This is a genomic window from Leclercia sp. LSNIH1 (assembly GCF_002902985.1).
Classification (GTDB): Bacteria; Pseudomonadota; Gammaproteobacteria; order Enterobacterales; family Enterobacteriaceae; genus Enterobacter.
Genome location: NZ_CP026167.1, coordinates 3134780 through 3150417, shown reverse-complemented (window position 1 = coordinate 3150417; position 15638 = coordinate 3134780). Strand labels below are relative to the sequence as shown.

The window sequence follows — 15638 nt, the reverse complement described above, 5'->3', positions numbered from 1 at the left end:
ACCAATAGCAGAAGAGGATCCCGGGCAGTGTAGCAAATACAAACGTTTACACTATCCCTGCTACTATTATAGTCACACACAGTCGTAAGGAGGCAGATATGAAACGGTTACCCTGGATTACTGCACTTTTGCTGGCGGGCATTGCCCCGGCCGCGCTGGCGGCACCCGATAACTGCGAGCGCATCAAAAGCGATATTCAGCAGCGGATCATCAATAATGGCGTGCCGGAGAGCGGTTTTATGCTGAACATTGTGCCAAACGATCAGGCCGACAAACCCGACGCCGAAGTGGTAGGCCACTGCGCCAATGACACCCTTAAAATCCTCTATACCCGCACCAGCAGCGGCAACTTTCCGGTAAGCGGAGGCGGTAATCAGGCCCCTGCACCGCGCGAGCCACAGTGAATATTCCCCCCCGTTTGCGCGGGGGAATTTCGTTTGTTTTGATGTACATTAATATTACCTCCCCCTTAATGGGTAACACTCACTTTCATTAGCCCGATCGTCATCACGGCTGAAATCAGTTTTCAAACGACGAACGTAATGGAGTGAGTCATGTCAGATAGTGAGCATAGCGGCGGGATCAGCCGCCGTACCCTCGTCAAATCGACCGCCATCGGATCCCTTGCGCTTGCCGCAGGCGGCCTGTCATTACCCTTTGGTTTACGCCCCGCAGCCGCGGCAGTACAGCAGACACGCGCAGATAAAGTGGTCTGGGGCGCTTGCTCGGTCAACTGCGGCAGCCGCTGCGCGCTGCGGCTGCACGTGCGTGACGATGAAGTGTACTGGGTTGAAACGGACAACACCGGCGACGACACCTATGGCAACCATCAGGTGCGCGCCTGCCTGCGCGGACGCTCGATTCGTCGACGCATCAATCATCCCGATCGCCTGAACTATCCCATGAAACGCGTGGGCAAACGCGGTGAAGGGAAATTTGAACGCATCTCCTGGGATGACGCTCTGGATCTGCTCACCACCAGCCTGCGCGACGTGGTCGCTAAATACGGCAACGAAGCGGTCTACATTAATTACTCTTCCGGTATTGTCGGCGGCAATATCACCCGCTCCTCGCCTTACGCCTCTCTGGTGGCCCGACTGATGAACTGCTATGGCGGTTTTTTGAGCCATTATGGTACCTACAGCACGGCGCAGATCGCCTGCGCGATGCCCTACACCTACGGCAGCAACGAGGGCAACAGCACCTCGGATATCGAAAACAGCAAGCTGGTGGTGATGTTTGGCAATAACCCGGCGGAAACTCGCATGAGCGGCGGGGGGATCACCTATTACCTCGAACAGGCGCGCGAACGTTCGAATGCGCGCATGATCGTCATCGATCCCCGCTACACCGACACCGCCGCCGGGCGTGAGGATGAGTGGATCCCGATTCGTCCGGGAACCGATGCCGCGCTGGTGGCGGGCATCGCCTGGGTGCTGATTAACGAAAATCTCGTCGACCAGCCCTTCCTCGATAAATACTGCGTCGGTTACGACGAAACCACCCTGCCGGAAGGCGCGCCTGCCAACGGCCACTATAAGGCCTATATCCTTGGTGAGGGCGACGATGCCACCGCCAAAACCCCGGAGTGGGCCTCGCGCATCACCGGCATTCCCGCCGATCGTATCATTAAGCTGGCCCGGGAAATTAGCACCGCGAAACCGGCATATATCTGCCAGGGCTGGGGGCCGCAGCGCCAGGCCAACGGCGAGCTTACCTCCCGGGCCATCGCCATGCTCCCTATCCTCACCGGCAACGTCGGCATAAATGGCGGCAACAGCGGCGCGCGTGAATCCACCTACACCATCACCATTGAGCGGATGCCGCTCCCGGAGAATCCGGTCAAAACGCAAATCTCCTGCTTCAGCTGGACCGACGCCATCGCCCGCGGGCCGGAGATGACCGCCACCCGCGACGGGGTGCGCGGCAAAGATAAGCTCGACGTGCCGATCAAGTTCATCTGGAACTATGCCGGTAACACCCTCATTAACCAGCATTCGGACATCAATAAAACCCACGACATTTTGCAGGATGAAAGTAAATGCGAAATGATTGTAGTCATTGACAATTTTATGACCTCGTCGGCGAAATATGCCGATCTGCTGCTGCCGGATCTGATGACCGTCGAGCAGGAGGATATCATTCCCAACGACTATGCCGGGAACATGGGTTATCTCATCTTCCTCCAGCCGGTGACCGCGCCAAAATTCGAACGTAAGCCTATCTACTGGATCATGAGCGAGGTGGCGAAGCGCCTCGGTCCGGATGTCTATCAGCGCTTTACCGAAGGCCGGACCCAGGCCGAATGGTTACAATATCTCTACGCGAAGATGGTGGCGAAAGATCCGCAGCTTCCCTCTTATGAGGAATTAAAAGCGATGGGCATCTACAAGCGTAAAGATCCGAACGGGCATTTCGTCGCCTATAAAAAATTCCGCGACGATCCGGCGGCTAATCCGCTTAAAACGCCGTCAGGCAAAATCGAGATCTACTCCAGCAGGCTGGCCGATATTGCCCGCACCTGGCAGCTGGAAAAAGATGAAATCATCAGTCCGCTGCCGATCTACGCCTCCACCTTCGAAGGCTGGGACGATCCTGACCGCAGCCAGTTTCCGTTACAGCTGTTTGGCTTCCACTTCAAAGCCCGCACCCACTCCAGCTACGGCAACGTCGATGTGCTGCAGGCCGCCTGCCGTCAGGAGGTGTGGCTCAATCCGGTGGATGCCAAAACGCGTGGGATCAAAAACGGCGACATGGTGCGGGTTTATAATGCCCGCGGTGAGTTGCGTATTCCGGCGAAAGTCACGCCGCGCATTATGCCGGGCGTCAGCGCAATGGGCCAGGGTGCCTGGCACGATGCCAACATGACCGGGGATCGCATTGACCACGGCTCATGCATCAACACGCTGACCACCCATCGTCCGTCTCCTCTGGCGAAGGGCAATCCGCAGCACACCAATCTGGTGCAAATTGAAAAGGCGTAGCCAATTACTGTGTCAGCGCGGGGCAACCCGCGCAAATGAAGGATGAAGTCATGAGAGAGTCGTTTGCCTTTACTGCCCGTGTGTTGGGCGCGCTGTTTTACTACGCTCCGGATAGCCCCGAAGCCGCGCCGCTGGTCACGGCCTTAACCCACAACGACTGGCAGCAGGACTGGCCGCTGGATGAGTGCCTGTTGGCCCCCATTGCCGACGAGCTTTGCCAGCCTGCCGATGAACCCTTGCGTACCGCCTGGCAACGGCTGTTTCTGGGTCCGTGGGCGCTGCCCGCGCCGCCTTGGGGCTCGGTCTGGCTGGATCGAGAGAGCGTGCTGTTCGGGGATTCCACCCTGGCGCTGCGCCAGTGGATGCGGGAAAACGGCATCGTGTTTGAGATGGCGAACAACGAGCCGGAAGATCACTTTGGCACCCTGCTGCTGATGGCGGCATGGCTGGCAGAAACGGGCCGGGATGCAGAGCTCGACCAACTGCTGGCCTGGCATCTGCTGCCCTGGAGCACGCGCTTTCTTTCCGTGTTTGTCGAAAACGCAGGCCACCCGTTCTACCGCGCGCTGGGCAAACTAGCACAGTTGACGCTGGCTGAGTGGCAATCCGGCCTGCTGACCCCGGTCGCCGAAAAACCACTTTTCCGTTAATCCTCCCCTGGCTTACTGCTGGTGAGTAAGCCAGGCTCTCCAGCCGCCGAAAGCGGTAATATCCTCTGCCCCCTGCAAGCCGTACTCCTCACAGATAAACCCGGTTAACCAGCGCCCGTCCTCCAGCTCTACTTTCCCCAGTCCCAGCGGAGCCGGGATGCCCGCCAGAAACGATCCCACCTCGGCATGGGGCAGATCCCACACTTCCAAGGCAATCGCTGCCCCCTGTTCGCGGTCGCGCACCATGCCAGGCCGTTTCCCGTCGGCGAGGGCAAAAAGGCGATAGTGCGGTGCGCTGCGGGTGGTTTCACGTAAGGTTGCCCCGCGCTGGCGCAGCTGGTGATTCAGCGCCAGCCCGTCCAGATGAGCCCCGCAAACCACCACCGGCAGGCGATCGTGGCTGGCCGTGGTCGTGGGTGCCGTCGCCTGTAACGCACGATCGCCGGGTAACAGCAGATTCTGGTAACGTTGTAACGCCCCGGCAAGGCTCAGCAGATACTGGTCGGTAAAGGCCCGGCCAAACAGCGTCACGCCTGAGGGCAGGCCATTCGCCATGAACCCGGCAGGCACCGCCACGGCGGCATAGTCCAGCAGGTTCATAAAGTTGGTATAAATCCCCAGCTCGGAATTGCGCTTTACCGGCTCCTCCGCCAGCTCGGCCAGCGTCACCGGGCGTGGATAGGTGGGCGTGAGCACGCAGTCAAGCGTCGCCATGACCTCATCGCACAAGCGTTTGAAATGCTGAAGCTGATACTGGGCGTCAAAGGCCGCGACCGCATCGGTACCGGGCGCTTTGCTCAGCACATCGCGGATCACCGGCAGCACTGCATTCGGTTGCTGCGCAATCAGCGCCCCCGCCACGTGATAGCGCTCCGCCACCCACGGGCCGTTATAGAGCAGCGTCGCTGCCGCCAGAAACGGCGAAAAGTCGATGGTCACCGGCACGCCACCGAGGGCGATCAACCGCGCTTTTGCGGCGTGATACAGCGCTTCGCTCTCGGTGCAGCCAAGGAACTCCAGCCGATCCGGTACGCCGAAGCGGAACCCGGCCTCAGGCAGACCAAAAGCCTGGGCGCCGTTCCAGGCTGGATTGGCGCGGCTGTAGTCGTCCCGCGGATCTTTCACCGCCGTCAGCGCCAGCAGCTGGCTGGCCTCTTCCGCCGTGGCGGTAAAGAAGGTCACGCAGTCCAGGGTGCGGCAGGCAGGCACCACCCCGGCGGTGGAGAGTAACCCTTTGGTGGCCTTAAGCCCGACCAGATTATTCAGCGCGGCGGGCACGCGCCCGCTCCCGGCCGTGTCGGTGCCGAGAGCAAAACTCGCCAGCCCCAGCGCCACCGCCAGCGACGACCCCGCGCTGGAGCCCCCGGATGGATAATCCGCATTGACACTGTTACGACATGGGCCATACGGCGAGCGTGTGCCGTTTAAGCCGGTAGCGAACTGATCGAGGTTGGTTTTCCCCAGCGGGATTGCCCCCAGGGCGATCAGCTGGCCGACGATAGTGGCATCCTGCTCAGCCCGGTATGCAAACGCCGGGCAGGCGGCGGTGGTGACGATGCCCGCCAGATCGATATTGTCTTTAATAGCAAAGGGCACGCCGTAGAGGGGCAGCGTCTGCGGGGATTGATCCTCAAGCGCGGCCAGATACGGCTCCAGCTCCTCGGAGGTGAGCAGATAGATAAAGGCGTTGAACTCAGGGTTTAGCGCCAGCGCCCGCTCGCGCAGGGTGTTAATCACCTCCCGCGGAGTGAGGCGGCCCTCGCGGTAAGCCTGCGTCAGTACATCGAGACGTAAATCAAATGGATGTGTCATGCTGTTTTCTCCAGGACCACCACACACTGACCCGCCCGTACCGGGGAGCCCGGCTGGACGCGCACCTGACTGACAATTCCGTCCTGGGTGGCAAGGAGCGGGATCTCCATCTTCATCGACTCCAGCACCACCAGCACATCCCCCTCGCGGACCGCCTTGCCCACCTCCACGCTCACCTGCCACAGGTTGCCGGAGACCGGGCTGTCGATGCCCGCCTGACCCGGCTGCAGCGGGGCATCATCGCCCTCATCCGCCAGCAGATCGCTGCTGTCGAAATGCGCCTGGCCGTTGGCGATCCAGCGCTCGCGCTCAGCGTTAAAGGCCTCCTGCTGATGGGCGCGAAACGCGTCAATCTCCTGCGCTTCGTCAGCGAGAAACTGCTGATACTCCGCCAGCTTCAGGCTGGTGTGCTCAATGCGCAGCGGGTAGCGCCCCAGCGGGAAATCGCGGCGGATGGTGAGCAGCTCGTCGGCAGAGACCGGATAGAAGCGGATCTGGTCAAAGAAGCGCAGCAGCCAGGGCTTGCCGCCGAAATCCTCTACGGCGTGATAGCGGCTCCACATCTGCAAGGTGCGCCCGACAAACTGATATCCGCCCGGCCCCTCCATGCCGTAGACACAGAGATAGGCCCCGCCGATCCCCACCGAGTTTTCCGCCGTCCAGGTGCGGGCCGGGTTGTACTTGGTGGTGACCAGACGATGACGCGGATCGAGCGGGGTCGCCACCGGGGCGCCGAGATAGACATCCCCCAGGCCCATCACCAGATAGCTGGCGTCGAATACCGTTTTATAGACCTCATCGACGTTCGCCAGATCGTTAATGCGGCGGATAAACTCCAGGTTACTTGGACACCAGGGCGCATCCCGGCGCACGGTGGTCATGTATTTGTCGATGGCTTTCTGACAGGCCGGATCGTCCCAGGAGAGCGGCAGCCAGACGATGCGCGACGGCACCTCAAGCGCATCCTGCTCGCACACCGCCTGCCACAGCCCGGCCACGGTATCCAGCAGGCTCGCCAGGCTCAGCGCCTCCGGCTGGTAGTGAATTTGCAGGGAGCGGATGCCTGGCGTCAGGTCGATAACCCCATCCAGCGCCCGCGCCTCCAGAGCCTGCATCAGGGCGTGGGCGCGAAAACGCAGGACCAGATCCAGCTCCGGATCGCCAATCTCCAGCAGCAGGTGTGTATCACCGGAGAGCCGCGCCACCAGCCGTTTATCAGCCTGCCCCTGCTCCAGCACCACCGGCGAGGCGGGTTCGGAGGGCTGCCACGCCACATCCAGTGGGTGCAGGCTGGCGATCTGGGCCGCCTGCGCCTGGGCAAGCTGCCGGGCGGTGGCGATATCCACGGGAACAAAGCGCACCTTATCCCCCGCTTTCAGCTGCCCGATGGCGTGCAGATCGGCTTCGATGATGGTGACCGGGCAGACAAACCCGCCCAGGCTTGGGCCATCCGGGCCGAGGATCACCGGCATATCCCCGGTAAAGTCCACCGCGCCGATAGCATAGGGGTTGTCGTGGATGTTCGACGGATGCAGTCCCGCCTCGCCGCCGCTCTCGCGCACCCACTCAGGCTTAGGCCCGATCAGGCGCACCCCGGTACGGCTGGAGTTGAAGTGCACTTCCCAGTCGGTGGCGAAGAAGGTGGTCATGTAAGCCGGGGTGAAATACTCCGGCGCGCCGTGCGGGCCATAGATCACCCGCAGGGTACGCACAGGCTCAAGCGTGGTGCAGAGCGCCGGGGGCAGCGTCTGCGCCGGGCATGGGGCGGTTAAGGGCGAAATGTGCAGCACGTCACCGGTACGCAGCGCGCGCCCGGCGTGGCCGCCAAACTGCCCCAGGGTAAAGGTGCTTTTGCTGCCGAGATAGTCCGGCACGTTAAATCCGCCGCGCAGGCAGAGATAGCTGCGCACGCCGTCACCGCGAATATCCCCCATCCGCAGGGTCATGCCGCTCTGCACCCGGTAGATCCGGTTGGTCTCAAGGGGTTCGCCATCCAGGGTAAGGGCGATCTCCGCCCCGGTCACCGCCAGCTGGGCATCGCAGTTGAACTTCAGCGTCGGGCCGCTGAGGGTGATCTCCAGCCCGGCGGCCCCTTCGTCGTTGCCGAGCAGCCGGTTGCCAAGACGCAGCGCGCGACTGTCCATCGGTCCTGATGGCGGTACCCCTACCGCCCAGTAGCCGGTACGCCCCGGATAGTCCTGCACCGTGGTTTGCGTCCCGGCGCTGAGTACCTCAAGCGTGACGGCGTGATAGTCCAGCCCTTCCAGGCAACGGGTCCAGGGCTCGCCGCTGGCGAACGGCGTGAAGGTTAAAATTTGCTGCAGGTAGCTGCGGTTGGTTTCCACCCCATACAGCCGGGTCTCTCCCAGCGCCGCATGCAAGGCCTCAATGGCGGCGTCACGCGTCGGCTGCCAGGCGATAATTTTTGCCAGCATCGGATCAAAAAAGGGCGGCACCTCGCAGCCGGATTCCACCCAGCTGTCGATGCGCAGCGTGCGGCGGTTATCTTCCGGAAAAACCACTTCGGTAAGCAGGCCGGGCGATGGCTGGAACTGACGGCCCGGATCTTCGGCATAAACCCGCGCCTGGATGGCGTGCCCTTCAGGGGTCAGGCCATCACGCAGCGCCGCCAGCGGAGGCAGGGTGCCTGCCGCCAGTTCAATCATCCAGCGTACCAGATCGACACCCCACACCTGCTCGGTGACGCCGTGCTCCACCTGCAACCGGGTATTCACTTCAAGGAAGTAGAACCGGGCGGCGTCGCTGTCGTAGACGAACTCCACCGTGCCCGCGCTGCGGTAGTGGACCGCTTTGCCCAGCTTAATCGCCGCCTCACACAGCGCATCCGCCATGCCCTCCGGCAGGTTGGGCGCCGGGGTCTCCTCCAGCACCTTCTGGTTACGCCGCTGCACCGAGCAGTCACGCACGCCGAGGGCGATCACCTCCCCCCTGCCGTCGCCGAAGAGCTGGACTTCCAGATGACGCGCCCGCTCAATGTATTTCTCAATAAAGACGCCCGCATCGCTGAAGTTATTTTTCCCCAGCCGCACCACCGCGTCGAAGGCCTCAAAAAGTTCCGCTGCGGTATAGCAGACGCGCATACCGATCCCGCCCCCGCCAGCGGTGCTTTTCAGCATCACCGGGTAGCCGACCTGCTCCGCCGCCTCCAGCGCCGCGTTCACATCCGCCAGCAGTTCGGTGCCTTCCAGCATCGGCACACCATGTTCTTTCGCCAGGGCGCGGGCAGTATGTTTCAGGCCAAAGAGGCGCAGCTGCTCCGGCGTAGGGCCGACAAAAGCAATGCCCGCCGCTTCGCAGGCCTCGGCAAAGGCGGCGTTCTCTGAGAGAAAACCGTAGCCCGGATGGATCGCCTGGGCACCGCTCGCTTTCGCCGCAGCGATGATTTTTTCGCTCACCAGATAGGTATTCGCCGCCGGGCCATCGCCCAGGCTCAGGGCTTCGTCGGCCTCGCGGATATGCAGGCTGCTGATATCCGCCTCGGAATAGACCGCCACGCCGCCGATCTTCATGGCGCGCAGCGTGCGCAGAATGCGGCAGGCAATCGCCCCGCGGTTGGCAATCAGGAGTTTCGTCAACATAGTAAAGACTCAATGGTGGCGGGTCGTCCCGCCGAAAACTGGCTCACCGCATGGTCGTCCACGGGGAAAAAGGTTTACGGCAGGATCCGTCCGGCACGCAGTTCAAACAGGCGATAGATCGTCTGGCGCAGGCGCTGCCAGCGTGTCGGCGTCAGTTCCATATCAGTACCTCCGCAGGGGTCGGGTTCCAGCCGTTGCAGGGGTTGTTCAGCTGCGGGCAGTTGGAGATCAGCACGATGACGTTGCACTCCGCCTTCAGCTCAACATATTTACCCGGTGCGGAGATGCCGTCGGCAAAGGTCAGCCCGCCCTCGGGGGTCACCGGCACGTTCATAAAGAAGTTGATGTTGGCCCCGATATCGCGCTTTTGCAGGCGGCCATCGTGCAGACAGGCGCAGAGGAAGTTATCCCGGCAGCTGTGCATATGGCGCTTGTCGAGGGCGTAACGCACGGTGTTGCTCTCCTGGGCGCAGGCGCCGCCGAGGGTGTCGTGCCGTCCGCAGGTATCCGCCACGATGGTCAGCAGCGGGTTGCCGAGGTTGGAGTAGAGTATGCTCCCGGTGGTCAGATACGCGTTGTTCTGCCGGCGCAGGGTGCGCTGGGCATCGTAGCGCTCCCGCGGGTTATCGGCGTTATAGAACAGCGTATCCACCGCCTGGTTGCCCTCCAGATCCAGCAGGCGCAGGGTCTGGCCTTTTTTCACTTCAAACAGGTAGGGCTCCCCCGCCGGGATCACATGGCGGAAGCTGGCATGTTGCACATCTTTTTCGCTGGCGACTGTCATCATGAGGCTCCTTACAGGGCGAAAAGTTGGGTATTGGTGATGGCGCGGCCGTTTTCAGGGCGCGTCAGCAGCGCGTTTATCGCCGCGTCTTCATCTTCCGCCTGCCGCCAGCTCAGCTGCACCGGACGCGGGGCGTACTCTCTGGACGGGTCCATCGGATGTTGCAGCGCGGTCATCACCACCAGGGTGTCCATCGGGGCGAACAGCTCCACGTAGCTGCCCGGCTGTGAATGGCCGCTGTGGAAGCTGAACTGGCCGTGGTCGTCCACCGTCACCTTGCTGAAGAAGTTGACCACCATCAGCAGATCTTCGAGATTGAGATCCCACTTGCCCATCTCCACCAGCAGGTTGTCGGTGCCGTTGCGAAAGAAGCCGTTGCGCAGCTCCTGATAGCGCCCCTGGCCATATTTCTCGGTGGCTTCGGCGGCATTGAGTACGCCGCCAAACGGGTCGTGCCAGCCGCAGGTATCGGCGGTAATGCCCGCCAGGACGCGGCCCATGTCGGAGTAGAAGCTGTGCCCGGCGGTCAGGCGCGCGGTGTGCTGGCCTTTCAGGGTGTCCGGCAGGTTCAGGCGCTCGCTCTTCTCATGGGCGTTGAGCATCATCAGGCTGACGTTCGCCCCGCCGTCGGGGTCGGTCATGCGCAGGATCTGCCCGCGCTTAAGCACAAAGGAGAGGTGGCCGCCGCCCGGCAGGATCTCTTCACGTAAAGTCGTCGTCATAGCATTAACCCCTTAAGGCATAAACGTTGTCGGGAGTTGAACCGCTCAGGCTGGAGAGCCGTGTCTCGTTGAGCGGAATATCGTAGGTAATGCGCGCCCCGTAGGCATTCGGGGCCTGCGGATCGAGGCGCACTTTGTCGAATACCAGCAGGCGGGTGCCGAGGTTGAAGCCTTCGGAGAGATCGTGGGTGACCATAAAGACCGTCATGCGGGTTTCGCCCCACAGCTGCAGCAGCAGCGCATGCATCTCTTTGCGGATGCCCGGATCGAGCGCGCCAAAGGGCTCATCAAGCAGCAGTACGCGGGGTTGCATGATAAAAGCCTGGGCGATGGCGAGGCGCTGCTGCATCCCGCCGGAGAGCTGCGCCGGATATTTATCCAGCGCATGACCAAGCCCCACTTTTTTCAGCATCTCTGCCGCCTGTTCCCGCGCAGCGCGTTTTTTCGCACCAAACAGCCGTCCGAGCAGCGGAGATTGCGGCAGTTCGAGGCCGATGGCGACATTATCCAGCACGCTGAGGTGCGGAAAGACGGAGTAACGCTGGAACACCACGCCCCGGTGACTGTCCGGCTCGGCGACCAGGCGTTTACCGTCGAGGGTGATAGTGCCCCGGCTCGGTTTTTCCTGGCCGAGGAGCAGGCGCAGAAAGGTCGATTTCCCGCAGCCGGACGCGCCGACCATCGAGCAGAACTCGCCCTCTTTGATCTGCAGATTCAGACGCTCCAGCACCACGTGGTCGCCATACTCCTGCCAGATATTGTTGATGGTGATAAAACTCATGCTTTGCCTCCTTCTGCCCACGGGAAACAGCGCTTGTGCAGCTGGCGCAGGGCCAGATCCATCAGCCAGGCCAGCAGCGTGATCCACAGGACGTAAGGGATAATCACATCCATGGCCATATAGCGGCGCACGAGGAAAATGCGGTATCCCAGCCCGGCAGTCGAAGAGATGGCCTCCGCTGAGATAAGGAATAACCACGCGGAACCGAGCAGCAGGCGCAGGGAGGTGAGCAGGCGCGAGAGCAGCTGCGGCAGTACCACCCGCAGCACCAGGGTCCAGCTGTTGGCCCCCAGCGTCTGGGCTTTGATCAGAATTTCCGGTGGGATTTCACAGGCGCGGTGCTCCAGATCCCGGGCCAGCATCGGGGTAATGCCGATCACAATCAGCATGATTTTCGACAGCTCATCCAGGCCGAAGACGATAAACAGCACCGGCAAAATCGCCAGAGGCGGGATCATCGACAGCACCGTCATCAGCGGCGAGAGCGAGGCGCGCCACATGGGGAAGACCCCGGCGGTGACGCCAATGCAGAGGCCAATAAGCGACGCAATCGCCAGCCCCACCAGCAGCCGGGCCAGGCTCACCAGGGTATCGACCCAGAACAGGTACTCGCCGCTGCGCTTGTCCGGGGTGAAGGCCATCCGGGAGATCGCATCCAGCATCTGTTGCAGGCCGGGCAGCAGCTTGTCGTGTGGGTTGGCGTCCAGCCGCACCGCTGAGCCGAAAAAGTAGGCCGCCAGCAGCAGGACAAACGGCAACATCACAAGCATCAGCCGCATGCCGGAGGTGGGATGGCGATTAATCTGTCGCATGGAAACTCCGTCACTCATCACAGCTGGCCTGCGGCGGCCATTTTCACGAAGCTGTCATCAAAGCGCAGCTTTACGTTGCCCGCATCGCCCTGGGTAACGTCCCCCGGGAAACGCATCCCGATGAAATCGGCGCTCTGCGCCCCCTCACCCAGTAGCCCTTTATCAAAGGAGAAGGCCGCCACGCGCTGCATGGTTTTTGCCAGCTCCGGTGAGGTGACAAACGCCAGGTTCTCCTGCGGGGTGTAGAACAGGTGGGTGGTTTTCAGCTGCGCCTGATAGCCCGTCAGATCGGTGCCGGACGCTGCCGCCATCGCATTAAGGGCAGTGGCATCCTGGGCTTTCATCAGGCCCATCATTTCGTACCATGCCCCGGTAAGGGCTTTGCCCAGCGCCGGGTTATCCTTCAGGGTTTCGCTGTTAACCACCATCATGTCAATCAGCTCACCCGGCACCTGGGAGGAGCTGAACACCTCGGTGGTTTTTGGCGTGCCTCTAATAACGGAGAGCTGCGGATTCCAGGCGACGGCGGCCTGCACGCTGTCGGTGCCGAAGGCGGAGACGATATCCGCATCCGAGGTGTTGACCACGGTGACATCTTTCTCTGCCAGACCGGCCTTCTCCAGCCCGCGCACCAGCAGATAGTGGGAAACGGAGAGCTCCGGCAGGTAGATTTTCATCCCTTTCAGGTCATTAAGGGTTTTGCCCTCGCCCTTCATCACCACGCCGTCGTTGCCTTCCGAGTAGCTGCCGAGGATCAGTGCCGTGGTGTCCACGCCGCCCGCCGCCGGAATGGTCAGGGCGTCCATGTTGGTCATGGTGCAGCCGTCAAACTGGCCGGCGGTGTACTGGTTGATGGACTCGATGTAGTCGTTGAGCTGTACGACGTTGATCCTGATGCCGTATTTATCGGCCCATTTATCGATGATTTTGCTGGTGCTGATAGTGCCCCAGGGCATCCACCCGGCGTAGATGGTCCAGCAGACGTTGAACTCTTTTTTGACGGCGGCAAAGGTGGGGAGACTGACCAGCATCGCCAGCGTCAATACGAGGGTGCGGAGTAATGGCGTTTTCTTCATGCTTGACCTCTGAGTGGCACAAAATTAAGGGGCAGCGCGACACCGTGGGTGCTGCTGTCTCCCGGGCTTTTGTCCCGCCGTGTAACCTCTCAGAGGTCGCCAGCTCTTGGACCAGTCATCCACATACGTGAACCGGAACCCTAGCCAGCTATTTTTCAGATTGTGTGGTGCACTGCCCTTTCACATTGGTTAAAGCAAAGGATGTGCCAGAAATTATTTATGAGGTTTATCATGAGGTTGATGTTTTAACAGCGTCAGGATTCACCGATTTGGGGAGAGAGCACAGGGAGGGTGCACCGCGATGGTGCCATGGTGGGCGGGGGAATCCCGCGCCCACCGGACAATCGGGTTACATGTTTTATTTCTTGTCTGAGTCCATCTTCATTTGCTCGGCTGACTTGAGGTGCTGCTCCACCACCGGGGTGTGCTCGTCGGCCAGGGCCTTCACATCGGGATCCTTGATGTTTTTGGCATCACTTTGCAGCTTAGAGAGCACCATCTTGTGATCCCTGGTGCCGGCATTTTCCATATACATCTTGTCAAAGTCGTCGCCGCTCGCTTTTTCCAGCTTATCCGCCATCGCCTTATGCTGCGCGTCCGGCTCGGTCGGCAGGGTCACCCCTTTTTTCTCGGCGACCGCCTGTACTTTAGTCAGGGCATTACCGTGGTCGTCGACCATCTTCTGGGCGAAGGCTTTAACGTCGCTGCTCTGCGCCTTGCTCAGCGCGATTTTAGCGGCGGCAACCTCATTGATATTGGCCTGGGCCATATCCTTCAACGCTTTTTCGTCACCCGAGCTGAGCTTTTCGCCCGCTGCAGTCTGGCTTGTGGCGCTGCTCTGGGCGGCGCTTGTCGACTGGGCCTGCACACCGACGGTGCAGAACATCGCGGCTACTGCCGATGCGGTCAGCAGCATTTTCAGGTTATTACGTTTCTGCATAGAGTTCTCCTGATGGTCATAGGTAAAATTGATGTCAGGTCATTAACCGCGCGTCGCCTCCTGTGGAAATGACAACCGCAGTTGTCAGTATAGGGGATGATTCTCCTCCCCCTGATTTAATGGGAATATTTACCGCAGCCGGGTTTACGGGTGTATAGCAACGATTACGCTACTGGCTCAAGCTGCTTCCGGCCTTACTGACGGTGTACGATAAGGTGCAACGTAATACTTATGCCGCTGTAATCAGCTCCATTTAACCTCTTGGAGAGAAAGTCTTAATTCGGCTGATCACTTTTTCCTCTTCTTCTGGCGCAGTACTGTGCTCCTGAACCCGACGTGACAAAACCATTACGTTCTGTCACCTGACAATTACCGCAATAAAATCAGGAGCAAATGATGAGCCGCTTACATACCATCACCGAAGGCGAAGCCACCGGTAAAACCGCACAGCTGTTCAGCGCCATCAAAGGCAGCATGGGTAAAGTGCCGAACGCCTATCTGACCATTGGCACGCAATCCCCGGAAATACTGGGCCAGATGTTGCAACTGAACGCCGCACTGCATAAGGGGAGTCTCAGTGCGCGCGAACTGGAAGCCATTAACCTTGCGGTAAGCGAAGAGTCTGGCTGTGACTACTGCCTGGCGGCACATACGCTGATGGCAAAAAAGGCCGGATACACTGACGATCAGACGCGTGAATTACGTGAAGCCCGCTTCAGCGAGGATGCGCACATTGATGCGCTGGTGAAGTTCGTTCAGTACCTGGTTTCATCCCGCGGTACCGTGGCGGCTGAGCATGTCGAGACCTTCCGTCAGGCGGGGTTCAGCGACCAGCAGGTCGTGGAAACTATCGGTGCCGTTAGCGCCATCCTGTTTACCAATATGGTGAACCGCGTGAACGACACCGTTGTCGATTTTCCCAAAGTGAGCTGAGGTTTCATAACGTCAGCGACGCAGGAGAGCGTAACCCTACGCCTCTCCTGATTTTTTACTTTTTAACGGGCCCGGTGCGTGAAGCGCCGGGCCTTTTTTCGTTAACGAAGATGTGGCGGGTGCGCCCCCTGCAACAGGTTTTGCCAGGCCCGGCGCGGCCTTGCTCAACAAGCAAGGAATTTTAAACCGATCGGTTTTTTTATTTTCCGCAGTCTGGCTTTTTTGGCGCGCAGAACGCATATTAAAACGATTGGTTTTTGCTGGAAAAACAACCGCATGGCTGGGACAACATTGAGGCCTTCCTTCTGGCTGCGCCCTTCAACAACCCCCGCCTTTGACGGCTGTTTTCTGGTTAACGCTTGCCGCGAGCCTGTCGAAGCGCTGACCCTTGTGCGCAACTTCCGCAGCGCAGTTGTGGCACAGCCAGGGCTGAACATTCCTGAAGAGGACGCCGGAGAGAATCGCGACGTGATGGCTGACATTATCTGGTCTACCCTGGCTGAAACCTGCCCGCTAACGATAAGCCCGCTGTCAGCGTGAAACAG

General features: G+C 60.4%; 13 protein-coding genes and 1 riboswitch. Of the genes, 5 read left to right on the top strand and 8 right to left on the bottom strand.

Features of this window, described 5'->3' with window-relative positions:
- The first annotated feature begins 98 nt into the window (after positions 1 to 98).
- The 3 genes from C2U54_RS15670 to dmsD all read left to right on the top strand — a co-directional run bounded on the left by C2U54_RS15670 (position 99) and on the right by dmsD (position 3634).
- Positions 99 to 404 (top strand): DUF1161 domain-containing protein, encoded by a 306-nt coding sequence (locus C2U54_RS15670; protein ID WP_103179477.1) that lies wholly within the window; start codon positions 99 to 101, stop codon positions 402 to 404.
- A 150-nt stretch (positions 405 to 554) separates the two neighbouring features.
- Positions 555 to 2984 carry a selenate/tellurate reductase subunit YnfE gene (gene ynfE / locus C2U54_RS15665; protein WP_103179476.1) on the top strand — a complete coding sequence of 810 codons (2430 nt, stop codon included), beginning with the start codon at positions 555 to 557 and terminating at the stop codon, positions 2982 to 2984.
- Positions 2985 to 3019: 35 nt separating this feature from the next.
- The gene (gene dmsD / locus C2U54_RS15660; RefSeq protein ID WP_103179475.1) at positions 3020 to 3634 is read left to right on the top strand and encodes a Tat proofreading chaperone DmsD; all 615 of its coding nucleotides are present in this window, start codon (positions 3020 to 3022) and stop codon (positions 3632 to 3634) included.
- Positions 3635 to 3646: 12 nt separating this feature from the next.
- Here the strand turns inward: dmsD and atzF are convergent, their stop codons facing one another.
- The 8 genes from atzF to C2U54_RS15620 all read right to left on the bottom strand — a co-directional run bounded on the left by atzF (position 3647) and on the right by C2U54_RS15620 (position 14160).
- On the bottom strand, positions 3647 to 5446 hold the full coding sequence (gene atzF, locus C2U54_RS15655) for an allophanate hydrolase (RefSeq protein ID WP_103179474.1): 1800 nt from the start codon (positions 5444 to 5446) through the stop codon (positions 3647 to 3649).
- Positions 5443 to 9045, bottom strand: a complete 3603-nt coding sequence (uca, locus tag C2U54_RS15650) for an urea carboxylase (protein WP_103179473.1) — start codon at positions 9043 to 9045, stop codon at positions 5443 to 5445. Before uca ends, atzF begins: the two co-directional genes overlap by 4 nt.
- Positions 9046 to 9196: 151 nt before the next feature.
- Positions 9197 to 9832 carry an urea amidolyase associated protein UAAP2 gene (locus tag C2U54_RS15645; RefSeq protein ID WP_103179472.1) on the bottom strand — a complete coding sequence of 212 codons (636 nt, stop codon included), beginning with the start codon at positions 9830 to 9832 and terminating at the stop codon, positions 9197 to 9199.
- Between the two features lie 8 nt (positions 9833 to 9840).
- Positions 9841 to 10551 carry an urea amidolyase associated protein UAAP1 gene (locus tag C2U54_RS15640; protein ID WP_103179471.1) on the bottom strand — a complete coding sequence of 237 codons (711 nt, stop codon included), beginning with the start codon at positions 10549 to 10551 and terminating at the stop codon, positions 9841 to 9843.
- Between the two features lie 4 nt (positions 10552 to 10555).
- Positions 10556 to 11332 carry an ABC transporter ATP-binding protein gene (locus C2U54_RS15635; protein ID WP_103179470.1) on the bottom strand — a complete coding sequence of 259 codons (777 nt, stop codon included), beginning with the start codon at positions 11330 to 11332 and terminating at the stop codon, positions 10556 to 10558.
- Complete coding sequence (locus C2U54_RS15630; RefSeq protein WP_103179469.1) at positions 11329 to 12144, bottom strand: ABC transporter permease; 816 nt, start codon at positions 12142 to 12144, stop codon at positions 11329 to 11331. Before C2U54_RS15630 ends, C2U54_RS15635 begins: the two co-directional genes overlap by 4 nt.
- A gap of 17 nt (positions 12145 to 12161) precedes the next feature.
- Complete coding sequence (locus tag C2U54_RS15625) at positions 12162 to 13220, bottom strand: putative urea ABC transporter substrate-binding protein (protein WP_103179468.1); 1059 nt, start codon at positions 13218 to 13220, stop codon at positions 12162 to 12164.
- A gap of 56 nt (positions 13221 to 13276) precedes the next feature.
- A riboswitch (guanidine-I (ykkC/yxkD leader) is annotated at positions 13277 to 13375 on the bottom strand.
- Between the two features lie 203 nt (positions 13376 to 13578).
- Entirely contained in the window at positions 13579 to 14160 is a 582-nt protein-coding gene (locus C2U54_RS15620) for a DUF4142 domain-containing protein (protein ID WP_103179467.1), read from the bottom strand.
- 396 nt (positions 14161 to 14556) lie between these two features.
- On the opposite strand from C2U54_RS15620, the gene C2U54_RS15615 reads away from it, so the two are divergent.
- Together C2U54_RS15615 and C2U54_RS15610 are read left to right on the top strand one after the other, a co-directional pair.
- Positions 14557 to 15093, top strand: a complete 537-nt coding sequence (locus tag C2U54_RS15615; protein ID WP_103179466.1) for a carboxymuconolactone decarboxylase family protein — start codon at positions 14557 to 14559, stop codon at positions 15091 to 15093.
- A gap of 276 nt (positions 15094 to 15369) precedes the next feature.
- Complete coding sequence (locus C2U54_RS15610) at positions 15370 to 15633, top strand: hypothetical protein (RefSeq protein WP_139156338.1); 264 nt, start codon at positions 15370 to 15372, stop codon at positions 15631 to 15633.
- The last annotated feature ends 5 nt before the right edge of the window (positions 15634 to 15638 follow it).

Coding starts and splice junctions, on each gene's coding strand:
- uca (WP_103179473.1), bottom strand. CDS start 9,045: ATGTTGACGAAACTCCTGATTGCCAACCGCGGGGCGATTGCCTGCCGC.
- C2U54_RS15625 (WP_103179468.1), bottom strand. CDS start 13,220: ATGAAGAAAACGCCATTACTCCGCACCCTCGTATTGACGCTGGCGATG.
- C2U54_RS15635 (WP_103179470.1), bottom strand. CDS start 11,332: ATGAGTTTTATCACCATCAACAATATCTGGCAGGAGTATGGCGACCAC.
- C2U54_RS15640 (WP_103179471.1), bottom strand. CDS start 10,551: ATGACGACGACTTTACGTGAAGAGATCCTGCCGGGCGGCGGCCACCTC.
- C2U54_RS15610 (WP_139156338.1), top strand. CDS start 15,370: ATGGCTGGGACAACATTGAGGCCTTCCTTCTGGCTGCGCCCTTCAACA.
- C2U54_RS15670 (WP_103179477.1), top strand. CDS start 99: ATGAAACGGTTACCCTGGATTACTGCACTTTTGCTGGCGGGCATTGCC.
- C2U54_RS15645 (WP_103179472.1), bottom strand. CDS start 9,832: ATGATGACAGTCGCCAGCGAAAAAGATGTGCAACATGCCAGCTTCCGC.
- C2U54_RS15630 (WP_103179469.1), bottom strand. CDS start 12,144: ATGCGACAGATTAATCGCCATCCCACCTCCGGCATGCGGCTGATGCTT.
- atzF (WP_103179474.1), bottom strand. CDS start 5,446: ATGACACATCCATTTGATTTACGTCTCGATGTACTGACGCAGGCTTAC.
- dmsD (WP_103179475.1), top strand. CDS start 3,020: ATGAAGGATGAAGTCATGAGAGAGTCGTTTGCCTTTACTGCCCGTGTG.
- ynfE (WP_103179476.1), top strand. CDS start 555: ATGTCAGATAGTGAGCATAGCGGCGGGATCAGCCGCCGTACCCTCGTC.
- C2U54_RS15620 (WP_103179467.1), bottom strand. CDS start 14,160: ATGCAGAAACGTAATAACCTGAAAATGCTGCTGACCGCATCGGCAGTA.
- C2U54_RS15615 (WP_103179466.1), top strand. CDS start 14,557: ATGAGCCGCTTACATACCATCACCGAAGGCGAAGCCACCGGTAAAACC.